This window comes from Marinomonas pontica, from assembly GCF_036322735.1.
GTDB lineage: Bacteria > Pseudomonadota > Gammaproteobacteria > Pseudomonadales > Marinomonadaceae > Marinomonas > Marinomonas pontica.
Genome location: NZ_AP027271.1, coordinates 3,211,396 through 3,231,200 on the forward strand (window position 1 = coordinate 3,211,396; position 19,805 = coordinate 3,231,200).

The window sequence follows — 19,805 nt, forward strand, 5'->3', positions numbered from 1 at the left end:
ATGAGATATGGCGCCGATTTTTTGCGTTATCGTGTGGACTAGCGGTAATCGCTTAACTTAAACGATACGGGCAGATTTATCCTCAACTCGCTTTCTACCATGCCTTTGGTAAAGACTGGCAAGGGTACCGAGCGTTTGATCATGTCTAACACCGCGTTATCCAGACGTTTGTAGCCAGAACTCTTAGTGATGCTCACATCAGACACTGAACCATCCGCATGCGCCACAAACGACAGAGAGACAACACCTTCTTCGTTACGGCGGCGCGACGCTCTTGGGTAACGTTTATTGTGCGCCAATACCGATTTAAGTTGCGTAAAGTAGTTTGCTTTAGCGCCTGGGTTGCCACCACTTGTTGCGGCATTTGAGCTACCGGTTGTGGCTTTTTGGTTCGCAGCTGATGGCGGCGCAACCTGTTTTGGCGTTGTTTTTGCGACGACAGCCTCAACTTTTTTCGGTTTTGGCTTCGGCTCGGGCTTTGGTTTTGGCTTCGGCTCGGGCTTCGGCTCAGGCTTTGGTTTCGGCTCAGGCTTTGGTTCTGGTTTTGGCTCAGGTTTCTTTACCTCTATCGGAGAAACTTGCTTTACCTCGACGGGCTCTGGCTCCTTCACGATTTCCGGTTCCATCACGGGCTCAGGTTCAACAATAGGTTCAGGCTCTGGCTCTGGCTCCGGTTCGACAATAGGCTCTTCTACCACGTCGGGCTCAACGACCTCTTGAACGTCTTCTACGGGGTCTTCTATGGCTTCTTCAACTTCTTTGACCTCTTCCTGGGCAACCGTTGTTTGTACGGATGCACCGAGATCGCCCACCATTCCCAAATCAAACTCAATGCCTTGAGAGCCTGCAGATTGACTGCCTGCCGTTGGCGCATAAAATGCCGCGTAGAAAGCACCAACGTGTACCGATACCGCCAAACCACCCGCGATAATCCAATGACGCGTGGAAATCATTCGTTCCCTCGCTCTAACTGTGTTGCCAAACTCACTTTCGTCAGTCCTGCCAGGCGCACTTGATTAAACACTGGACGTAGCTTTTCCAAAGAAATCGCACCGTCGGCTTTAATTTGTACCCAAAAAGTGTCTTTATCGACTGTTGCAGCAAACTGTTTTTCTAAATAGGCCTGAACGTCATCCATTACGAACAAGACATCGTCGACATAAAGGCTGTTATCCGCGCCTAACACGATTTCAATATTCGGGTCTGTTTCGGCTCGATTGCCATTCACAGACTGAGGTGGAATCACCGCAATAGGGTCGGCTTTTTGAATCTGTCCTGCGACCATAAAAAACACCAACATCAAAAATACCACGTTGATCAGTGGCACCATGTTGTCATCACTGCTGGTGTTTCTCGCGGCGTATTTTGCGCCTATTTTCATTTCGTCTCCGGCATAGCAAACGCATTCGCAATAGATACTGTTTTGGCGCCATTTAGCTTCAAACGATCCGCCAGGTGCATCAAGGTTTGCAGCGTTACCCCTGCGTCGGCCTGAATGATAAATACACCTTCGTTATGTTCTTCGATCAAGGCGTGAAAGCGGCTTTGATCGGAAAAACGAATGACTTGATCATTGGCCCAAACCTGATCGTCGTTGTGTTTTAGCGTCAGAATAAGATTGGCTTTTTCTTCAAGCGGCTTCTGCTGATCCGCTGCAACTGACAAAGGCGTGTCCACAAGGCGCCACGGCACAAAGGTCGACGTCAGCATGAAGAACAGCAACAAGATAAACACCACATCAATCAATGGCGTTAAGCTGATCGCGTTTTTACGCTTTGGCTGGGATAGGTTAAGCGGCATGCAACATCTCTTTTGCGGCCTGCTCAACCAAATGCTTTGCTTCTTTGCTGGTGAACACTTGCGTAACCGCATCGTTCATATTGTGTGCGATGCGCTCCACTTTGCGCTCCAACCAGCTTTGTAATGTCACCACTGGGATCGCCACGGCCAAACCGACTGCGGTGGTAAGCAACGCTTGCCAAATCCCGCCCGATAATACGGATGGATCCACTTGGTTGCCCGCGCCTTCCATTTGTTGAAACGCTGTGATCATGCCCAATACCGTACCGAGCAAACCCAGTAAAGGGCTCAACGTGGCAATGATTTCTAACGGGCGAAGATAAGAGCGAAGTTGGTTTAATTGATTCATCGCACGGCGTTCTACTTCTTCACGGATCAAATCCGCTCTCGTATTGGTCGCCAACAAAGCTCGCATGGTATAGCCCACAAGCGCATCAATGGGACGTTTTTCATTAAGCGGCTCAAGGGCACGTTCCCCGCCGTTTTTGCGCCACTCTTCTAAAGCCAAGTTGGCTGTCTTTAGGCTTTCCGCACGCAACGAAGACAGCTGCCATAGCTTTAATAGAACGATGGTGAGTGCGACGACAGAAAACACCATCAATATCCACACGACAGGCCCACCGACCTGCAAAAAGTCGACTATTTTCTGCTGTACTGAATTTTCCACGACACACTCCAATGATTTTAGAAAAACAATATATAAATGGTAGTCATTCTCAACACTATTTACAATAATTAATTGGAGCGCAGTAAGGAGTAAAATAAGCGAAAAACCATGAAAAAAGGATAAAAACTATAATTAACAATAAGATAGGACGATCACAATGAATTCATTGTGATCGTTGGTAGAAATAAGGAAATGAATAAGAGGCGTTATAGCCAACCGCGGTGTTTGAAATACCAGTAAGGCGCAAACGCAGAAAACACCATAAGCCCTAACGCGGCAGGATAACCAAAGTCAAAACCCAACTCTGGCATGAGTTTGAAATTCATCCCGTAAATACTGGCAACCAAAGTAGGCGGTAAAAATACCACAGACGCGATGGAGAAAATCTTGATGATTTTGTTCTGTTCAATGTTGATAAATCCCTGTGTCGAGTCCATCAAAAAGTTGATTTTATCGAACAAGAATGTCGTATGTGACATCAGAGTTTCCACATCACGCATTACTTCGCGTAACGTTTCCGAGTAATCTTGTCGGTTAGGCAAGTGACGTAACAAGAAGGAAATATTGCGTTGCGTGTCCATCAAACACAGACGAATTTTGCCGTTACTGTCTTCTAGACGCGCCAACTTTTCAATGATCGTGTCCAGCTCTGTTTCATCATCCTCTAGCACCAAATGACTGACGTCTTCCAACTGGCGATGAGAATCTTCCAGTGTGTCCGCGTGGTTCTCTACTTTGTTCTCCAGCAAGGTCACCAACAAATGCGCAGGGGAATCAACAAGGATGTGACCTCGGCGAGCGCGCATTCGCAACAACCTAAAATCCGCCAGCTCTGTTTCTCTAATGGTAATTAGTCGATCTTGCTGCAAGATACAAGCAACCGTTGACGTCTTGTGTCGGCCTTCCGTTTGGTTCAAGAACAAAGAGTGAACATGAATACCAGCTTGGTCGACAAAACAGCGAGCCGATGCTTCAATCTCTTCTACGTCGTCAGACTCAGGAAGGTCAGTGCGTAATAACGCCTTTAGTTGCAAGCGCTCTTCGTCATCCGGTTCAGCCGCATCAATCCAATTCGCTTCTTTTTGAAGCGTGGCAAAATTCTCGTCCTCTTTTTTAATCTCTTTAATCAATCCATTTGTGATTTTGAAAAATCTTAACATGCTACACCCTCGATATAATCAGCATCTTGTGGCCATTATACCTAGGTTATGTCTCACGTCTGTGACAAATCAAATCCATTAAACACGTCTGGTCTTAAAGCCATACTAGAAAACAATAAACCGATATGCCACATAGAATAACAACAACGCCATGACTCGATTCACCCACACCATGACGACCGGATTCATCGCGGCTTTTTTCAATCGAGAACCGGCCAACAAATACACGCTTGGCGCGCCACACGCCATCATCGACAGCACCAACGACCAGACTGCGATTTGCGTGCCTTCTACCGGTATTCGAGGAAATTGCACCGTCACAATGGGCACAATCGCCACCAAGGATTTTGGATTACAAAGCTGCAGAATCAGCCCGGTTCTGAAACTCACCGTGGTGTTTTGGGCATGAATTGAGGTCTGCTGGAAACTGGCTTGAAAGATTTTCACCCCCAAATACGCAATATAAAGCCCACCGATCAAGGCAATCGCAGACTGATATTCTTCGGGAATAATGTCCCCGCCCACATACCCGATCAGTAAAAACAAGATCAACATGGCCACGCCAACCCCCGTGCAATACAAAAAAGCGCGCCAGCCTTGCCCGTTTACACCCGCCAATAACGCCAGCATGTTTGCCGGCCCAGGGCTGTACATGACACCAAAGGCGTAAATGAATATTTCAAGCATAGAGAACCCTCAAAAGACAATTTGATCATGTTTAAAAACAGAAGAATGGGAATAATTAGTGACTAAGTACGCTGTAAATGGCGTCTAAACTGGTAAGGCGTCAGCCCAAACATCGGTTTAAAGCGACGATTAAAATAGCTTAAATCGGTAAAGCCGAAGGTGAATGCGGCATCCGCGGGCGTCATGCCCAGCTCAAGCGCTTCCTTGGCACGGTTCATTCGATAGTTTTGCCAATATTGATGAGGGGTCATCCCGAAATAATCACGAAAACAACGCAATAAGTGGTATTTCGACAGATGCGCCACTTGGCTGAGCGCATCGAGCGACACCTCTTCACTGACATGAGCATGCAAATAGTCACGCACACGCTCAAAGACAGGGTCTTTCTTACGGACATTGGATTCAATGTGAACCCCTTTTTGGCCAGCAAGGTATTCGGCAAATTCAAACAACGCCGACGAATATTCCAACGCCGATGTGCTGTTACTTTCGATCAACGCCGCAAGCCGTAAAATATGCGTCTGCAATACGGCGTCTTGCTGTACGACTTGATCAACACGAAAGTGATCCGCGTGGCGAATACCCGCACTTTGCAGCATTGGCGTCAGTTGATCTGGGTGCACATAAAGCATTTTGTAGTGCAACGGATCGGCCACACCGGAATGACCGTCGTGCGCGTCTTCAGGGTTGAACACAATGACATGATTCGCGTGGCTTTTATGATGCTCGCCCAAGGCAAAAAAGTCTTGTCGACCCGACAATGTCACACCAAAAGAAAACTCCTCATGCGCATGAGTGCCGTAGGAAAAGTCGTTCATCGACGCTTCCAGCAGCATCACCTCATCCAGGATCGCACTCTTGGCAAATTGAAAACGGTTTTCTGTCGACATCATACCCTTCTACCTCTAACCCAATAACAATAGGTTAGCGGATGATCAATCAAAAAGATTGGACGATATTGCGGAAGTATCCTCTTTACTAGGTTTATAGATTGGCTTCCACCTTGGCCAATGCGCGTAAATACATGCGCCAAGCACACCAACCAGCCAGCACATTGCCAACAAAAACACCCATAAAAATGCCCGTTAATCCAGCCAGTTCAGAACCAATCCACAAACAAGGCAGAAAGAAAGCAAACAGGCGTAATGCTGAAATCGTCAGCGCGGTGTAAGACTTACCCAAAGCATTGGACACAGACACCATCAGCATGCAAATTCCCAACGCCCCGAGGCTCACTGGCACCAACAACAAATGCCACTGCAAGATGTCAGACGCCTCCATTTCGCTGGTCATAAGGCGAGAAAGTGGGCCGGATGCCAGCAAAGTAGCGATCGCCACCAACAGCTGAAAAGCCAAAATAAAGCGACACGCAATGGACACAACCTGACGAATATCATCGGTTTTTTTCGCGCCTAACAAACGCCCCACCATAGGCGGCATAGACATCGTCAGCGCCAACACCGCCACAATTGAGAAAAACTCAAAACGCGAACCCAGCGCCCAAGACGCCACCGCCGCCGTTCCAAAACCCGCAATCAATTTTGTTGCCAAGACAGAAGACACAGGCGGCAACAACTGACTGATCATCGCGGGTCCCATAATATGACCAATCGATGCCAAACTTTTACCAATATGCAGGTCTTGCCAATCGAACGTCACCCAGTGTTTGCGAGCCACTTGCGGCGCAACAATCAACACACCCAAACCAAACGCCACGGTCGTCGCCATGGCGGCACCGTTCAACCCCAAATCAAACGTAAAAATAAAAATAGGATCCAACACCAAGTTCAGCACACTGGTCACTATCATCATAATGCCGGGCAGCATAGTGTTGCCATTGGAACGGCAAATGCTGTAATAAAAATAGATCAGCGCGCCAACCCAAGCGCTGAGCAACCAATGAGGCCAATAAGCATCGATAACAGGGTAAACCGACTCTGGCGCGCTTAATAACGCTAAGATGGGATGACGGCAAAACCAAATGACGAGACTAAAAAAGGCAATACCAACACTGCCCATAACCAAAATCAGTCCACCTAATTGCTTGGCGTAACGTCTATTTTCAGCGCCCAAGGCTCGGGAAATAATCGCCGTTGTGGCAATTCCTAAGCCGACTTGCAGACCAATCACAATCATCTGAATCGGCAAGGTAAACCCCTGCGCCGCCAAGGGCAAAATACCCAACTGACCAATAAACGCACTGTCCACCAGCTGAAAACTCATCAACGACAAAATGCCAAACATCATTGGCCATGTCATGGAAAAAAGCTGTTTTGCTAACGAATCAGACTGAGATATTTGAGAGGGCATACAGACGCTCATGCTAAAAAACTGAACGCCCATTCTACCCTATTTTGTTGAAGGCTGGATGACACTCACTACCGCCAAATACAGGATGCGATAAAAAGCCTTATTCGTCGGTCTGACGCAGACTGTATTGATGTCCATATTTCAGCATCAGCAAAGCCACGATAGAAAAAATCACAAAACCACTCGCCAATGGTGTAACCGTAAAATGATAAAACTGCCCTACCAAAGTCGACAAAATAATCGCCAAAAAACTCGACAACGAAGAGATCAAAGACGCACCCAAGCCCGCCATGTTACCTAACGGCTCCATCGCCATGGCGTTAACGTTACCAAACACCATACCGAAGCAAGAAAACATCACCATGCCCAGGCCCATAAACAGCACAAAAGGCGGCACACCGTCAAAATACCACGTGGCTAACAACAGTAAAAAAGACGAGCTTAACAATACCGCCAATGCGCCAATCACACAGCGCAACATACCCACCCGCAGGACAATTTTTCCATTGGAGAAGTTAATAATCGAAGAGCCAATAGCGAGCATGGCAAAGAACAACGGGAAGCGATCACCCGTTTGATACACATCCTGAAAAAGCGATTGCGCAGTACTGATGTGCAGCATCAAGCCAGCAAAAATACACCCCAACAGCACCGTAAACGCCATGACATCACGACGCGCTAAAATGATTCGCACATCGGCCATTAAGCGCTTTCGGTTCAACGGAATACGGTTTTCTTTGGCCAGCGTTTCAGGCTGACGCAACAACAACCAAACGCCAGCAATGGTGGCTTGCATCATCAACAAGCCAAAAATCCAGCGCCAATCAGCCACTTGCAACACCAGCTGCCCCACCGATGGGGCCAACAAAGGCACCAAGATAAACACCATCATCACAAACGACATGATCCTCGCCATCGCCGCGCCTTTGTACATATCACGAATCAAGGCACGGGACGCAATTTTCGGCCCTGCCACACCAAACCCTTGGATCATACGCCCCAGCAAAAACGTCTCGATCGACGACGCCATCAACGCCACCACAGAACCGACTATGTAAACGACAATACCAAACAAAATACTTTTCTTGCGACCGATGGCATCCGACAAAGGGCCAAAGAAAATCTCACCAAACACCATCCCCAGAATCATCGCAGACACAATCCACTGGGTTTTCTGGTAATCCACAATGGCCAACGACTCAGCAATAAATGGAAACGCTGGCAACATGGCGTCCATACTCAACGCCGTCAGCGACATCATCAAAGCAAACAACGCCACCAGTTCCCTTTCAGGCAATGGTTTTACAGAAGTATGGGAAGGTGATCGAGTGTCTGACAGAGACATCCTTTTCCTTAACATTGAGTCAAATGGATCAATAGTCTACTCGCCTTTTTCAGTATCAGGCAATCAATTAAAAGCTACTGCGAAGAGCGCATAAATTTCGTATGATGATTCTTCCCCTTGTTACCTTACCCAGCCAAACAGAAGGATTATATGGAATTTATTTGGATACTGTTCGCATTTGCCTGCGGACTGGTCGTGAAGCTTATTAACTTGCCGCCGCTGATCGGATTTTTATTAGCGGGCTTTTTATTAAATTACGCTGGCTTAGAGCCAAGCAGTACGCTGGATTCACTGGCCAATATTGGTATCACCCTGATGCTGTTCAGCATCGGTTTGAAACTGCATGTAAAAGACTTACTGAAACGTGAAGTCTGGGCGTCAACGTTAAGCCACATGGGAATAAGCACGCTCGTTTTTGCGGGTATTGCCCTTGTTCTAGGCACATTAAGCCTGCCTTATTTTGGTGTGTTGGATTTCAAAACCGCGGCCTTACTTGGCTTCGCGCTGAGTTTTTCCAGCACGGTTTGTGTGATGAAATTGCTCGAAGAAAGCAGTGAACTTAAAACACGCCACGGCCAACTATCGCTCGGCATACTGGTCATGCAAGATATCGTCGCGGTGATTTTCCTTGTTGCGGCAACGGGTAAAGTGCCATCTATTTGGGCACTCGGATTGTTTGGTTTATTGCTCATTCGCCCCATCATCAATAAAGTCGTGGACAAAGCCGGACACGGTGAAATGCTGCCATTAACAGGTCTTTTCCTTGCGCTTGGCGGTTATGAGCTGTTTTATCTTGTCGGCGTAAAGGGGGATTTAGGCGCACTGATCTTTGGTATTTTATTGGCGTCCCACTCTAAAGCCGCCGAAATGAATAAGTCGTTGATGAACTTTAAAGACTTGTTCTTAATCGGCTTTTTCTTATCCATCGGTTTCACTGCATTGCCCACGCTCAGCATGATCGGCATCAGTTTGATCGTCACCCTTGTGATTTTGGCCAAATTCGCACTGTTCTTCGTGCTGTTAACCAAAATGAAACTTCGTGGACGAACGTCGTTTTTATCCTCTATGATTCTGTCCAACTACAGTGAATTCGGTCTTATCGTCGTGGCGCTGAGCGTGGCTAATGGCTGGTTAGAAAAAGAATGGCTGGTTGTTTTGGCTCTCGCCGTGTCGTTCTCTTTTGTTATTACCAGCGTGCTGTATCGCAATGTGCATCGCATGTACCGTAAAAACAAAGATTTCATTCGTCGTTTTGAAAGCACAGACTGTTTACCTGAAGACCGCTTCGTACAGCCGGTTAATAGCGACATTCTGGTGGTCGGATTGGGTCGAGTTGGACGCGGGGCGTTTGAGTCATTGAAAGGTTTCGTGGGCGACACGGTGGCGGGTATGGACGCAGATCGAAACCGTATTAACCAAATGCAAGCCGACCAAGAAAACGTCTTTTACGGCGACGGTGAAGATGCCGACCTATGGGAACGCTTAGACACCTCCAGAATCGAACTGGTTTTGTTGGCTTTGCCAGCGGCAGAAGATACTACTAATGTCGCCATACAGCTGCGTAAAGCCAATTACACAGGTCAAATCGCTGCCATTGCGCGTTATCAAGATGAAAGGGAAATCCTCATCAATAGCGGCATAGACAACGTCTTCAACTTCTATACAGAAGCAGGTACAGGCTTCGCTGAAGAGAGTTTAGGGTTGATTCGGCCAATGGAAAACGCTATGCCGTCTTAGTCATTAAAAACGCGGTGCCGTGTTCCTAGCGCCGCGTTTTTGAACCAACTTATGCCGACCGAGCTTCGTCTATTTTGGCTTTCACCGCTTCCGCTTTTTCCGTCAATTCTGAATACAAGCGAATATCACCGCCACGTTGGGCTTGCATGGCTTTTTCCAATAATTCGCCATATTCTTTGTCGAGTTTTTTGATCGGGTCGGATTTAAGAAAAGAAAACATAATTAGCCTGTTATTGTGAGTGGATAGAGTTGATACGGCCGGGACTGAGATTTAGATCGTTTTCCATACCCAGTCACCAAAACAAAAGCGCCAATCAGATTGCTCTGATTGGCGCTTTGACTTAAAACTCAACAAGGTCGCGAGCGAAGCCGTCGCGTTTACACGTCTAGGAAATCCATAATCCCTTCCGCTGCCTTACGACCTTCATCAATAGCTGTTACCACTAAGTCAGAACCACGCACCATGTCGCCACCAGCAAAGATCTTCTCGTTGGTAGTCTGGAACATGAATTTTCCGTTCTTCGGTGCGACCACTCGACCACGAGCGTCGGTCTCGATGCCGAATTTCTCGAACCAAGGCGCAGGGCTTGCTTGGAAACCAAAGGCGATCAATACGGTATCAGCAGGAATGATTTGCTCACTGCCTTCCACAATCTCCGCTGTGCGGCGACCGTTTTCGTCTGGCTCACCCATTTGTGTTTCGACCACCTTGATTCCTTCTACTTTACCATCACCAATGATTTCCACTGGTTGACGATTGAAAAGGAACTGTACGCCCTCTTCTTTGGCATTCTGCACTTCTTTACGAGAGCCTGGCATGTTTTCTTGGTCTCGACGGTATGCACACGTTACGCTTTTCGCGCCTTGACGAATCGCTGTACGGTTACAGTCCATCGCCGTATCACCACCACCCAAGACAACGACTTGCTTGCCTTTTAGGTTCACGTAGTCCGCTTCGTCTTCTTCGAAGTCTAGGCAATGATTAACGTTAGAAATCAGGTAATCCAAAGCATCGTGAACACCTGGTAAATCTTCACCTGGGAAACCGCCTTTCATGTATTTGTAAGTACCCATGCCAAGGAACACGGCATCGTACTCTTCCAATACATGCTCAAATGGCACATCGTCACCAACAGACGTTCCAAGTACAAACTCAACGCCCATTTCTTCAAAAATTTCACGACGGCGTGTCATAACGCTTTTTTCCAGTTTGAATTCTGGAATACCAAACGTCAGCAAGCCGCCGATTTCTGGGTACTTATCAAATACGACTGGTTTGATGCCGTTACGCACCAAGATGTCGGCACAAGCAAGACCGGCAGGGCCTGCACCAACGATCGCCACGGTTTTATTAACCGGTACAACGTTGGACATATCTGGACGCCAGCCCAAAGCAAACGCGGTGTCTGTGATGTATTTTTCAACAGAACCGATTGTCACCGCACCAAAACCACCTTCGCCAAGTGTACAAGCGCCTTCACAAAGACGATCTTGTGGACAAACTCGACCACAGACTTCTGGCAAGGAGTTGGTTTGATGGCTCAACTCGGCCGCTTCTAAAATGCTGCCTTCACTGACCAGCTTCAGCCAATTTGGAATGTAGTTATGTACAGGACACTTCCATTCACAGTATGGGTTGCCGCACTCTAAGCAACGGTGAGACTGATCTTTCGCGTTGGCTTCTTCAAAAGGTTTATAAATTTCGACGAATTGCGCCTTACGTGTAATTAAAGGCTTTTTCTTCGGATCTTTACGATCTACTTCGACGAATTGAAATACGTTGTTCAAGCGCTCAGACATAAGCTGCTATCTCCTTGGCTGCTTGCGAACAAGCAGCGCTTCTCTCAAATGGGTCAGACTGATTCGTGTACCGCGCTTGGTAAGGTGCATTCTTGAGGCCACCTGACCAAGCGCCATAACAGCGTGTTTTATTCCGGACGTTGACGAGTGTTTGCCAATAGCGCGCCTAAGCTGGCGGCTTTTGGTTTGACTAGCCAGAACTTGCCAATGTAGTCATAGAAGTTTTCTAAGATCTCTTGGCCCCATTCGCTGTCAGTTTCTCGGACGTATTCTTCGATCACAGAGCGAAGGTGTGAACGATATTCTTCCGTCAATTCCGTACCGATACGGTGAATTTCCACCAATTCGTGGTTGTACTTATCCACGAAAGTACGGTCCAAATCGAGTACGTAAGCGAAACCGCCTGTCATACCCGCACCAAAGTTGTAACCTGTATTACCAAGCACAGTAACCATACCACCCGTCATGTATTCACAGCAGTGATCGCCTGCGCCTTCGATAACGGTGTGCGTACCGGAGTTACGCACGGCAAAACGCTCACCCGCTGTACCTGCCGCAAACAATTTACCGCCCGTTGCACCGTACAAACAGGTGTTACCAATAATGGCAGAGTTCTGTGACTTGAAGATCGAGCCTTTTGGTGGGCGAATCACCAGCTTACCGCCGGTCATGCCTTTGCCCACGTAATCGTTGGCATCGCCTTCTAGGTACATGTTCAAACCACCCGCGTTCCAGACACCGAAACTCTGACCCGCTGTACCGGTCAGTTTCAATGTAAGCGGCGTATCAGACATGCCTTGGTTGCCATAACGCTTCGCAATCTCACCTGACAAACGCGCACCGATAGAACGGTCACAGTTGGTGACGTCAAAAGCAAACTCGCCGCCTTCTTTTTCTTCCACAACGTCTTTTACCGTGTCCCACATTTTAATCGCCAATAGGCCTTTATCGTGTGGTGGGTTAAACGGTGTTTCACAGTATTGCGCTTTGTCTGCTGGGATCGCATCGTTTTTCAGGATCGGAGACAAATCCAAATTGCGCTGTTTGTCCGTTTCACCGGCCAAAATAGTCAATAAGTCGGTACGACCGATCAAGTCTTGTAAACGAGCCACGCCCAATTTCGCTAGCCACTGGCGCGTGTCTTCAGCCATAAAGCGGAAGAAATTTTTGATCATTTCAACCGTACCGATGAAATGCTCATCGCGCAGCATTTGATCCTGAGTAGCAACCCCCGTTGCACAGTTGTTCAAATGACAAATACGCAAGAACTTACACCCCATGGCGACCATTGGTGTGGTACCAAAACCGAAACTTTCCGCACCCAAAATCGCCGCTTTCACTACATCTAGACCGGTTTTTAAACCGCCATCTGTTTGTAGGCGAATTTTGCCACGAAGGTCGTTAGAACGAAGCGCTTGTTGCGCTTCAGCCAAGCCTAATTCCCAAGGTGAACCCGCATGGCGAATAGAGGTGATTGGCGACGCCGCTGTACCACCGTCATAACCAGAAATGGTGATCAAATCCGCGTACGCTTTCGCGACACCAGCGGCAATCGTGCCAACACCCGGTTCAGAAACCAGTTTCACCGACACCAAGGCGTCTGGGTTCACTTGTTTCAAATCGAAAATCAACTGCGCCAAATCTTCGATCGAATAAATATCGTGATGCGGTGGCGGTGAAATCAAGGTCACACCCGGAACCGCATAACGTAGACGAGCAATTAAACCGTTTACCTTACCGCCAGGTAACTGACCACCTTCACCGGGTTTCGCACCTTGTGCCACTTTAATTTGTAGCACTTCTGCGTTGACCAAATATTCTGGCGTCACACCAAAGCGGCCAGACGCGATTTGCTTAATCTTAGAACGACGCTCTGTACCGTGACGAGCTGGATCCTCACCACCCTCACCAGAGTTAGAACGACAACCTAGTTCATTCATCGCTTGCGCTAGCGCTTCGTGAGCTTCTGGAGACAAAGCCCCCAAAGACATGCCTGCAGAGTCGAAACGAGGCAAAATTTCCTCGACCGATTCCACTTTGTCCAATGCAATCGCTTTGGCTTTATCAGACAAAGTAAACAAATCACGCAACATAGACGCTGGGCGGTTATTCACAAGCTCGGTGTATTTGGTGAAATCCTCAAAGCGCCCGCTGCCCACTGCCGTCTGCAAATTACGAACCACATCTGGGTTAAACGCGTGGTACTCCGCTTCGTGAACGTATTTTAAATAGCCGCCTTGCTGGATTGGTTTACGCAATTTCCACGCGTTGTTCGCAATACTTTGCTGATCCTGTTGGAAATCTTCAAAACGTGCGCCTTTAATGCGACTTGGCACGCCTTTGAAACACAGATCAACCACTTTCGTATCCAAACCAACGGCTTCAAACAATTGCGCACCACGGTAAGACGCGATGGTTGAAATCCCCATTTTGGAAATGATCTTCATCAAGCCCTTGTTAATGCCTTTACGGTATTTCACGTGGCACGAAATTGGGTCGCCCAACACTTCGCCTCGATCGATCATGTCGTTGATTAAACGATAAGAAAGATATGGGTACACCGCCGTCGCACCAAAGCCTAACAACACGGCAAATTGATGAGGATCACGAGCAAAGCCCGTGTCTGCAATGATGTTGGAATCACAACGTAAGCCTTGTTTAGACAAATGATGGTGTACCGCACCAACGGCCATTGGGGCAGGAATCGGCAAATGGCCCTTTTCAATGTCTCGGTCCGTTAGAACCACAATCACCGCACCATTACGAACTACTTCTTCTGCTTTTAACTGCAGGTCTTTAATCGCTTGCTCAAGCGATACATCAGCAGGGTTGTAGTTCGTATTCAATCGGATCAAACGGAAACGGTGGTCATCCAGAGCCAACAAACGGCTGTATTTACGTGCCGATAACACAGGAGACGACAAGATAATACGGTTTGCATGCTTTGGCGTTTCTTCAAATAAGTTACGCTCAACACCAATGCAGGTTTCCAACGACATCACCACAGATTCGCGCAGCGGATCGATAGGTGGGTTGGTAACCTGTGCAAATTTCTGACGGAAATAATCTGTCACTGGGCGAGTCTGACTAGACATAACGGCCATCGGTGTATCATCACCCATAGAGCCAACCGCCTCATGACCACTTTCTGCCAATGGACGGAAAATTTGCTCACGTTCTTCAAAAGACACTTGGAACATCTTCTGATAAGTCAGCATTTCTTCTTTGGTGAACGGTTCGAACTCCAGAGACGATTCTTCTAACAAAGACTCGATACGAATCGCTTCCTGCTTCAGCCATTTTTTGTATGGGTGCATGGATTTAAGACGGTTATCGATGTCATCCGTGTGCAACACTTGGCCGTTTTGTGTGTCGATCACCAGCATTTGACCAGGACCTACACGGCCTTTGGATACAACGTCTTCTGACTTGTAGCCGTAAGTACCCACTTCCGACGCCAACGTAATAAAGCCGTTTTTAGTAATTACCCAACGCGCAGGGCGCAAGCCGTTACGGTCAAGCATACAGATAGCATGACGACCATCGGTCATTACCAAGCCTGCTGGGCCGTCCCAAGGGTCCATGTGCATCGAGTTGTACTGGTAGAAAGCACGCAACTCTGGGTCCATGTTTTCAACGTTTTGCCACGCCGGTGGAATGATCAAACGCGCAGCACGGAAAATATCCACACCTCCGGTTACCAAGACTTCCAACATGTTATCCATGGAAGAAGAGTCGGAACCCGTCAGGTTAACAATTGGCTGGAGATCTTGCAGTTCAGGAATAAGCGGCGTGCGTAGTTTACTGCTGCGCGCCAATGCCCAATTACGGTTACCTTCAATGGTATTGATCTCACCGTTGTGCGCCAACATGCGGAAAGGTTGTGCCAAAGGCCACTTAGGCAGTGTATTGGTAGAGAAACGTTGGTGGAAAACACAAATCGCGGTTTGCATTTTTTCGTTGCCCAAATCTTTATAAAAGAATGGCAAATCCACTGGCATCATCAAGCCTTTGTAGGCCAACACTTTATCGGACAAAGAACAGATGTAGAAATTTTCGTATTGCGCTAACGCGATTTCAGTTTGGCGACGGGCAACAAACAAACGCGTAGCGAAGGTACGAGCATCCATACGGTTGCTATCAACAAAGACTTGCTCGATGCGAGGCAAGCAATCCATCGCAATCATACCCAAGCAAGACGCGTCGATCGGCACTTCACGCCAACCCACTACGTTCAACCCTTCTGCGGTAAGTTTTTCTGTTAAGACCTTGCGCTGTTCGCTCGCTAATGCTTCGTCTTGATCCAGAAACACCATGCCGATACCGTAAAGGTCAGACAAGGTGTGATTAAATAAAGCGTGTGCTTCGCCACGTAAAAATAGATCTGGCTTTTGGATCAGAAGACCACAGCCGTCACCTGTTTTGCCATCAGCGGCGATGCCGCCACGGTGTGTCATACATGTCAAAGATTCAATGGCGGTTTTCAATAATTCGTGGCTAGTATTGCCTTCCATATGCGCAATTAAGCCAAAGCCACAGTTGTCTTTGAACTCGCCAGGACGATAAAGGCCTGCATTCATACACCAACTCCCACAGTTGAAACGTAATAATAAAAATCAGATATAAATTCGACTATTAGATGGCAGGGTTAAAAAGCGAAGTGTTTCAGATACAGCTTCGAGAATGACTATCATCTACCCTAAATACCATCGAAATGGACGATCATACTACCCTGCCGATGCAGACTACTCAAACTGGCCTAAGCCTGTTTTATGTTATTTTGGCGTTTTTTAAAGGGGTTTTAGCGGCAATTAACGAGGACTTAGAGAATTATCTATGGCTGGGGTTTTTTCAAACAGAAAATTCCACTGTTCATTCATGTTTTTCAGGGAATTACAGTGATTTTTACTAAATTTAGAGATTTCCCATACAAAAGGCTCATGAAAAGCGCTTTTAGTGAGATTTTATACACCGCTTGTAAGAGAAAAATGCTTCTAATAGAAAATACAGCAAAGAAAAGCGCAGTGAATTCTACTGCGCTTTTCTAATATCGTCTTGAATGCCACGGGCGCTTCTTGCCCAAGGGTTCAAATCGCGAATGTCTCTTGGAAGCGTTTCAGCGGCGGCAATGGCTTCGCTGCGATTTCGATACGTTCCGTACACCACCACGAACCAGTCTTTACCATTATGCTTCGACTTAAAGTAACCAAACGCCTCCACACCACCTTGGTCACGAATAAAGTCCTGCACCGTCCCGCGATTATGCGTGCCCAAAAGCTGCAAGGTATAACGGTTAGGGTTTTGAGAAAGCCACCACTCTGTTTTATCAAATGGGTCTTGGGTGACTTTTAAGTTGGCTTGCTCCGTTTTAGGCGCTTCGACTTCTGGCGTCTCCACTATGGGAGCCGGCTCAGCGATAGGCGCTTCCGAGCGAATCGGTGCCGTCGATATGGCGGGTGCCGTCATGGATGGCGTATTGACTGGCAACGCCCTCGAAGTACTGATAGCGGGTAAAGAAGTGCCAGCAGGAATTGGCGGTAATATAATGTCACCTTCTTGGCCAATTTTACGCTGCATTGCATCAATTCGAGCGATGGTTTCCGCTGAAGACTGCCCCTGCCTTGGGCTTAATGGAATCACATTGCTAGTTCTGTCTGTCGTTGCGTTAGGGGGTTCAGGCTTATCTGAAAACAACACCGCCACCAAAATCCCCAGCATCACCACAGACAGCAGCGCCATGTGCGCCAATGGAAACCCCATCGCGAGGTTAAAACGCATTCCCGATTTCGCAGGCTTAGTGCCATTGCCCATCATCGTTTGTGCTGATTGATTGATTCGCCCAGGATAGCCACCAGACTCTTGATGGATTTGTTTCACTTGTTTGTCATTAAATGGCAAATTGATTCCGCCACCCACCGCACGCACTCGATGCAATAAATACGCTTTGGTTTGCTCCAAAGAATAAGGTGCTAACGTAAACGAGTGGCTAAGTTGTTCATAGCGAGAGCGCTGATACGCATCGAGATTTCTCGACAAGGAATATTCACTAAATAACACCACATGAGGCACGGTTTGGCTTTCTGTGGCTAATGACATCATATCCAGCAACATACTGACGGCATCGGTATTCAGTTCTTGGGCGTTATCAATAAGCACCAACGCGGCTTGGCCTTTTTCCTCTAAGTCATGGGAAAACTTAAGCAAAGGCCCAAACGTAGTTTCATTAGGAGGTTGGGTAAAATGACTGGAAAAGCCCGCATAAATGGCTTGAAGCAATTGACCTGCTGTCATCAGCATAGTGCCTTTGACGTGACTGACGACGGTGGTGTCATCTTGGTGGCGGGCAAACTCCATTAAGAAACGACTTTTGCCACTGCCCTGTGGCCCTTGTACGACAGACAACAAATTGCTGTAGCGACTCAAATGCTCCAGCAAAGCCAATTGTTGATTGCCCTCTTCAGAGGCAAAATAAACGGATGCGTCCTTCGAGCCAAAAGGGTCCCTCAGCGTTGCTTTTGGCGGCTGATTAAGCGCGTCCTCTAAATCAAACTGAAAGTCTGGCTTTGCCATAAGGATCCTTTTAACAATAAGTGGCTATCAAGAAACAGCAAGGCTCGCTTGTTTGCTCGCTTCCAGTGCGTCCAAAAGGCAAGCATTGAAGTCTTCCATGGGAAAATCGGATGTGACGATCGCCTCACCCAATGCCCCCAATAATACCAAGCGCAAACTGCCATCCAACACTTTTTTGTCCAATGTCATGCGCTGTGTAAAGTGGTCAAGTGTCATTTCGGCAGGCGGCAATACGGGTAAGTTCGCCGCCTGAAACAAGGCCACGGAACGACTAAAGTCGCCATCTGTAACATTACCCATGCGCCAAGAAAGGTCCATTGCTAACACACTACCAGCGGCAACCGCTTCACCGTGTAACCAATTACCGTACCCCATTTGCGTTTCGATAGCGTGACCGAAAGTATGACCCAGATTGAGAATAGCGCGGATACCGCCTTCTCTTTCATCTTGAGCAACCACGGTCGCTTTTGCCAAACAAGAGCGGTAAATCGCATCACTGATTTTGTCATTATCCAATGCCATTAACACAGGCATTTCTTGCTCTAACCAATCAAAGAACGGCACATCGCAAATCAAACCGTATTTAATGACTTCCGCCATGCCCGCTGACAGCTCGCGCTGCGGTAAGCTCGACAAGGTATCCGTATCAATAATCACCGCTTGCGGTTGATAAAACGCACCGATCATATTCTTACCAAGCGGATGGTTAACGCCCGTTTTTCCACCGACAGAAGAATCCACTTGTGACAATAAGGTTGTTGGCACCTGAATGAATGGCACTCCACGCTGGTACGTGGCCGCCGCAAAACCTGCCATATCGCCTACCACACCACCACCTAAAGCAATCACCGTCGTGGTGCGGTTATGTTTTGCTTCCAGCAATGACGTCATGATCATGCTGTAGGTCTCTAAAGTTTTGTACACTTCGCCATCTGGCAGAATACAGGTATCGACTTTATAGTCTGCTGACAGCATGGTCACCATGGCATCTAGATACAAAGGCGCAATGGTTTCATTGGTGACAATCATGACCTGTTTGCCGCGAATGGCATCGTCAAACAGAGCTTTCTGCTGGCGAATACCATTGCCAATATAAATCGGGTAGCTGCGATCACCTAGATCAACGGTTAATGTACGCATTAGGATACAGTGGTCTCCTCTTTCAAATGACGTTTAATGGCATCAAGCACTTTATTCGCGACGGAGCGTGGATGGCGAGCGTCTGTCTCTATGATCAAAGTCGCCACATCTCGATAAAGAGGATCGCGGACTTCAAACAGCTTCTTGAGCGTTGCTTTAGGATCGCCAGTTTGTAACAGTGGGCGATGGGTACTTTTAGACGTGCGATACAATTGCTGAGCAATGGAAGCGTACAAATACACCACCAACGCATTATCGCGAAGAATCTCTCGATTCTCTTCACGCATCACAATGCCTCCGCCCGTTGCCAAGACGCTATCGCCCGTATCGGACTGAGCAATGGACGCTAACGCTTGGGTTTCGCGTTTACGAAACCCATCTTCGCCTTCCCGTTCAAAAATCCAAGGAATATCGGCGCCAGCATTGTCTTCTATGACTTTATCAAGATCATAAAAGTCTTTGCCCAGCGATTGTGAAATCAAACGGCCTATTGTCGTTTTTCCTGCGCCCATCGGGCCTACTAAAATAATATTGGGGGCTTTTATCATTGTATTCAATTACATCGGAATTATGCAGATTTAGACTGCGG

16 protein-coding genes are annotated in these 19,805 nt (G+C 47.6%); 1 reads left to right on the forward strand and 15 read right to left on the reverse strand.

The genetic code is table 11. The features are described 5' to 3' along the window. Nucleotides 1–38: 38 nt before the first annotated feature. From AABA11_RS15140 to AABA11_RS15180, 9 genes are all read right to left on the reverse strand, one after another. On the reverse strand, nt 39–953 hold the full coding sequence (locus tag AABA11_RS15140) for an energy transducer TonB (RefSeq protein ID WP_338269228.1): 915 nt from the start codon (nt 951–953) through the stop codon (nt 39–41). Continuing rightward, entirely contained in the window at nt 950–1,381 is a 432-nt protein-coding gene (locus AABA11_RS15145) for an ExbD/TolR family protein (protein WP_338269230.1), read from the reverse strand. The genes AABA11_RS15140 and AABA11_RS15145 overlap by 4 nt, the downstream gene beginning before the upstream one ends. After that, on the reverse strand, nt 1,378–1,800 hold the full coding sequence (locus AABA11_RS15150; RefSeq protein ID WP_338269232.1) for an ExbD/TolR family protein: 423 nt from the start codon (nt 1,798–1,800) through the stop codon (nt 1,378–1,380). The genes AABA11_RS15145 and AABA11_RS15150 overlap by 4 nt, the downstream gene beginning before the upstream one ends. Next, complete coding sequence (locus AABA11_RS15155; protein WP_265728772.1) at nt 1,790–2,467, reverse strand: MotA/TolQ/ExbB proton channel family protein; 678 nt, start codon at nt 2,465–2,467, stop codon at nt 1,790–1,792. Before AABA11_RS15155 ends, AABA11_RS15150 begins: the two co-directional genes overlap by 11 nt. A gap of 206 nt (nt 2,468–2,673) precedes the next feature. Then, nucleotides 2,674–3,627, reverse strand: a complete 954-nt coding sequence (gene corA / locus AABA11_RS15160) for a magnesium/cobalt transporter CorA (protein ID WP_265728771.1) — start codon at nt 3,625–3,627, stop codon at nt 2,674–2,676. Nucleotides 3,628–3,732: 105 nt separating this feature from the next. Continuing rightward, nucleotides 3,733–4,314: a LysE family translocator gene (locus AABA11_RS15165; RefSeq protein WP_265728770.1), complete on the reverse strand. Its 582-nt coding sequence runs from the start codon at nt 4,312–4,314 to the stop codon at nt 3,733–3,735. A gap of 62 nt (nt 4,315–4,376) precedes the next feature. After that, a complete protein-coding gene (locus AABA11_RS15170) occupies nt 4,377–5,207 on the reverse strand; it encodes a helix-turn-helix domain-containing protein (protein WP_338269237.1) in 831 nt (276 codons plus the stop codon). Between the two features lie 91 nt (nt 5,208–5,298). Continuing rightward, complete coding sequence (locus tag AABA11_RS15175; RefSeq protein WP_338269239.1) at nt 5,299–6,624, reverse strand: MATE family efflux transporter; 1,326 nt, start codon at nt 6,622–6,624, stop codon at nt 5,299–5,301. A gap of 100 nt (nt 6,625–6,724) precedes the next feature. Further along, complete coding sequence (locus tag AABA11_RS15180) at nt 6,725–7,969, reverse strand: multidrug effflux MFS transporter (protein WP_338269241.1); 1,245 nt, start codon at nt 7,967–7,969, stop codon at nt 6,725–6,727. 150 nt (nt 7,970–8,119) lie between these two features. Here AABA11_RS15180 and AABA11_RS15185 point away from each other — a divergent pair, with 150 nt between their 5' ends. Then, nucleotides 8,120–9,706 (forward strand): cation:proton antiporter family protein, encoded by a 1,587-nt coding sequence (locus AABA11_RS15185; protein WP_338269243.1) that lies wholly within the window; start codon nt 8,120–8,122, stop codon nt 9,704–9,706. 49 nt (nt 9,707–9,755) lie between these two features. Here AABA11_RS15185 and AABA11_RS15190 read toward each other — a convergent pair whose 3' ends face one another. The 6 genes from AABA11_RS15190 to AABA11_RS15215 form a co-directional block, all read right to left on the reverse strand. After that, entirely contained in the window at nt 9,756–9,926 is a 171-nt protein-coding gene (locus AABA11_RS15190) for a DUF6435 family protein (RefSeq protein WP_012071773.1), read from the reverse strand. A gap of 158 nt (nt 9,927–10,084) precedes the next feature. Beyond that, nucleotides 10,085–11,506: an FAD-dependent oxidoreductase gene (locus AABA11_RS15195; RefSeq protein WP_338269247.1), complete on the reverse strand. Its 1,422-nt coding sequence runs from the start codon at nt 11,504–11,506 to the stop codon at nt 10,085–10,087. A 128-nt stretch (nt 11,507–11,634) separates the two neighbouring features. After that, nucleotides 11,635–16,086, reverse strand: a complete 4,452-nt coding sequence (gene gltB / locus AABA11_RS15200) for a glutamate synthase large subunit (protein WP_338269248.1) — start codon at nt 16,084–16,086, stop codon at nt 11,635–11,637. Nucleotides 16,087–16,537: 451 nt separating this feature from the next. Next, complete coding sequence (locus AABA11_RS15205; protein ID WP_265728762.1) at nt 16,538–18,076, reverse strand: SPOR domain-containing protein; 1,539 nt, start codon at nt 18,074–18,076, stop codon at nt 16,538–16,540. 27 nt (nt 18,077–18,103) lie between these two features. Beyond that, the gene (gene aroB, locus AABA11_RS15210; RefSeq protein WP_265728761.1) at nt 18,104–19,216 is read right to left on the reverse strand and encodes a 3-dehydroquinate synthase; all 1,113 of its coding nucleotides are present in this window, start codon (nt 19,214–19,216) and stop codon (nt 18,104–18,106) included. Beyond that, a complete protein-coding gene (locus tag AABA11_RS15215) occupies nt 19,216–19,764 on the reverse strand; it encodes a shikimate kinase (protein WP_265728760.1) in 549 nt (182 codons plus the stop codon). Before AABA11_RS15215 ends, aroB begins: the two co-directional genes overlap by 1 nt. Between the last annotated feature and the right edge of the window lie 41 nt (nt 19,765–19,805).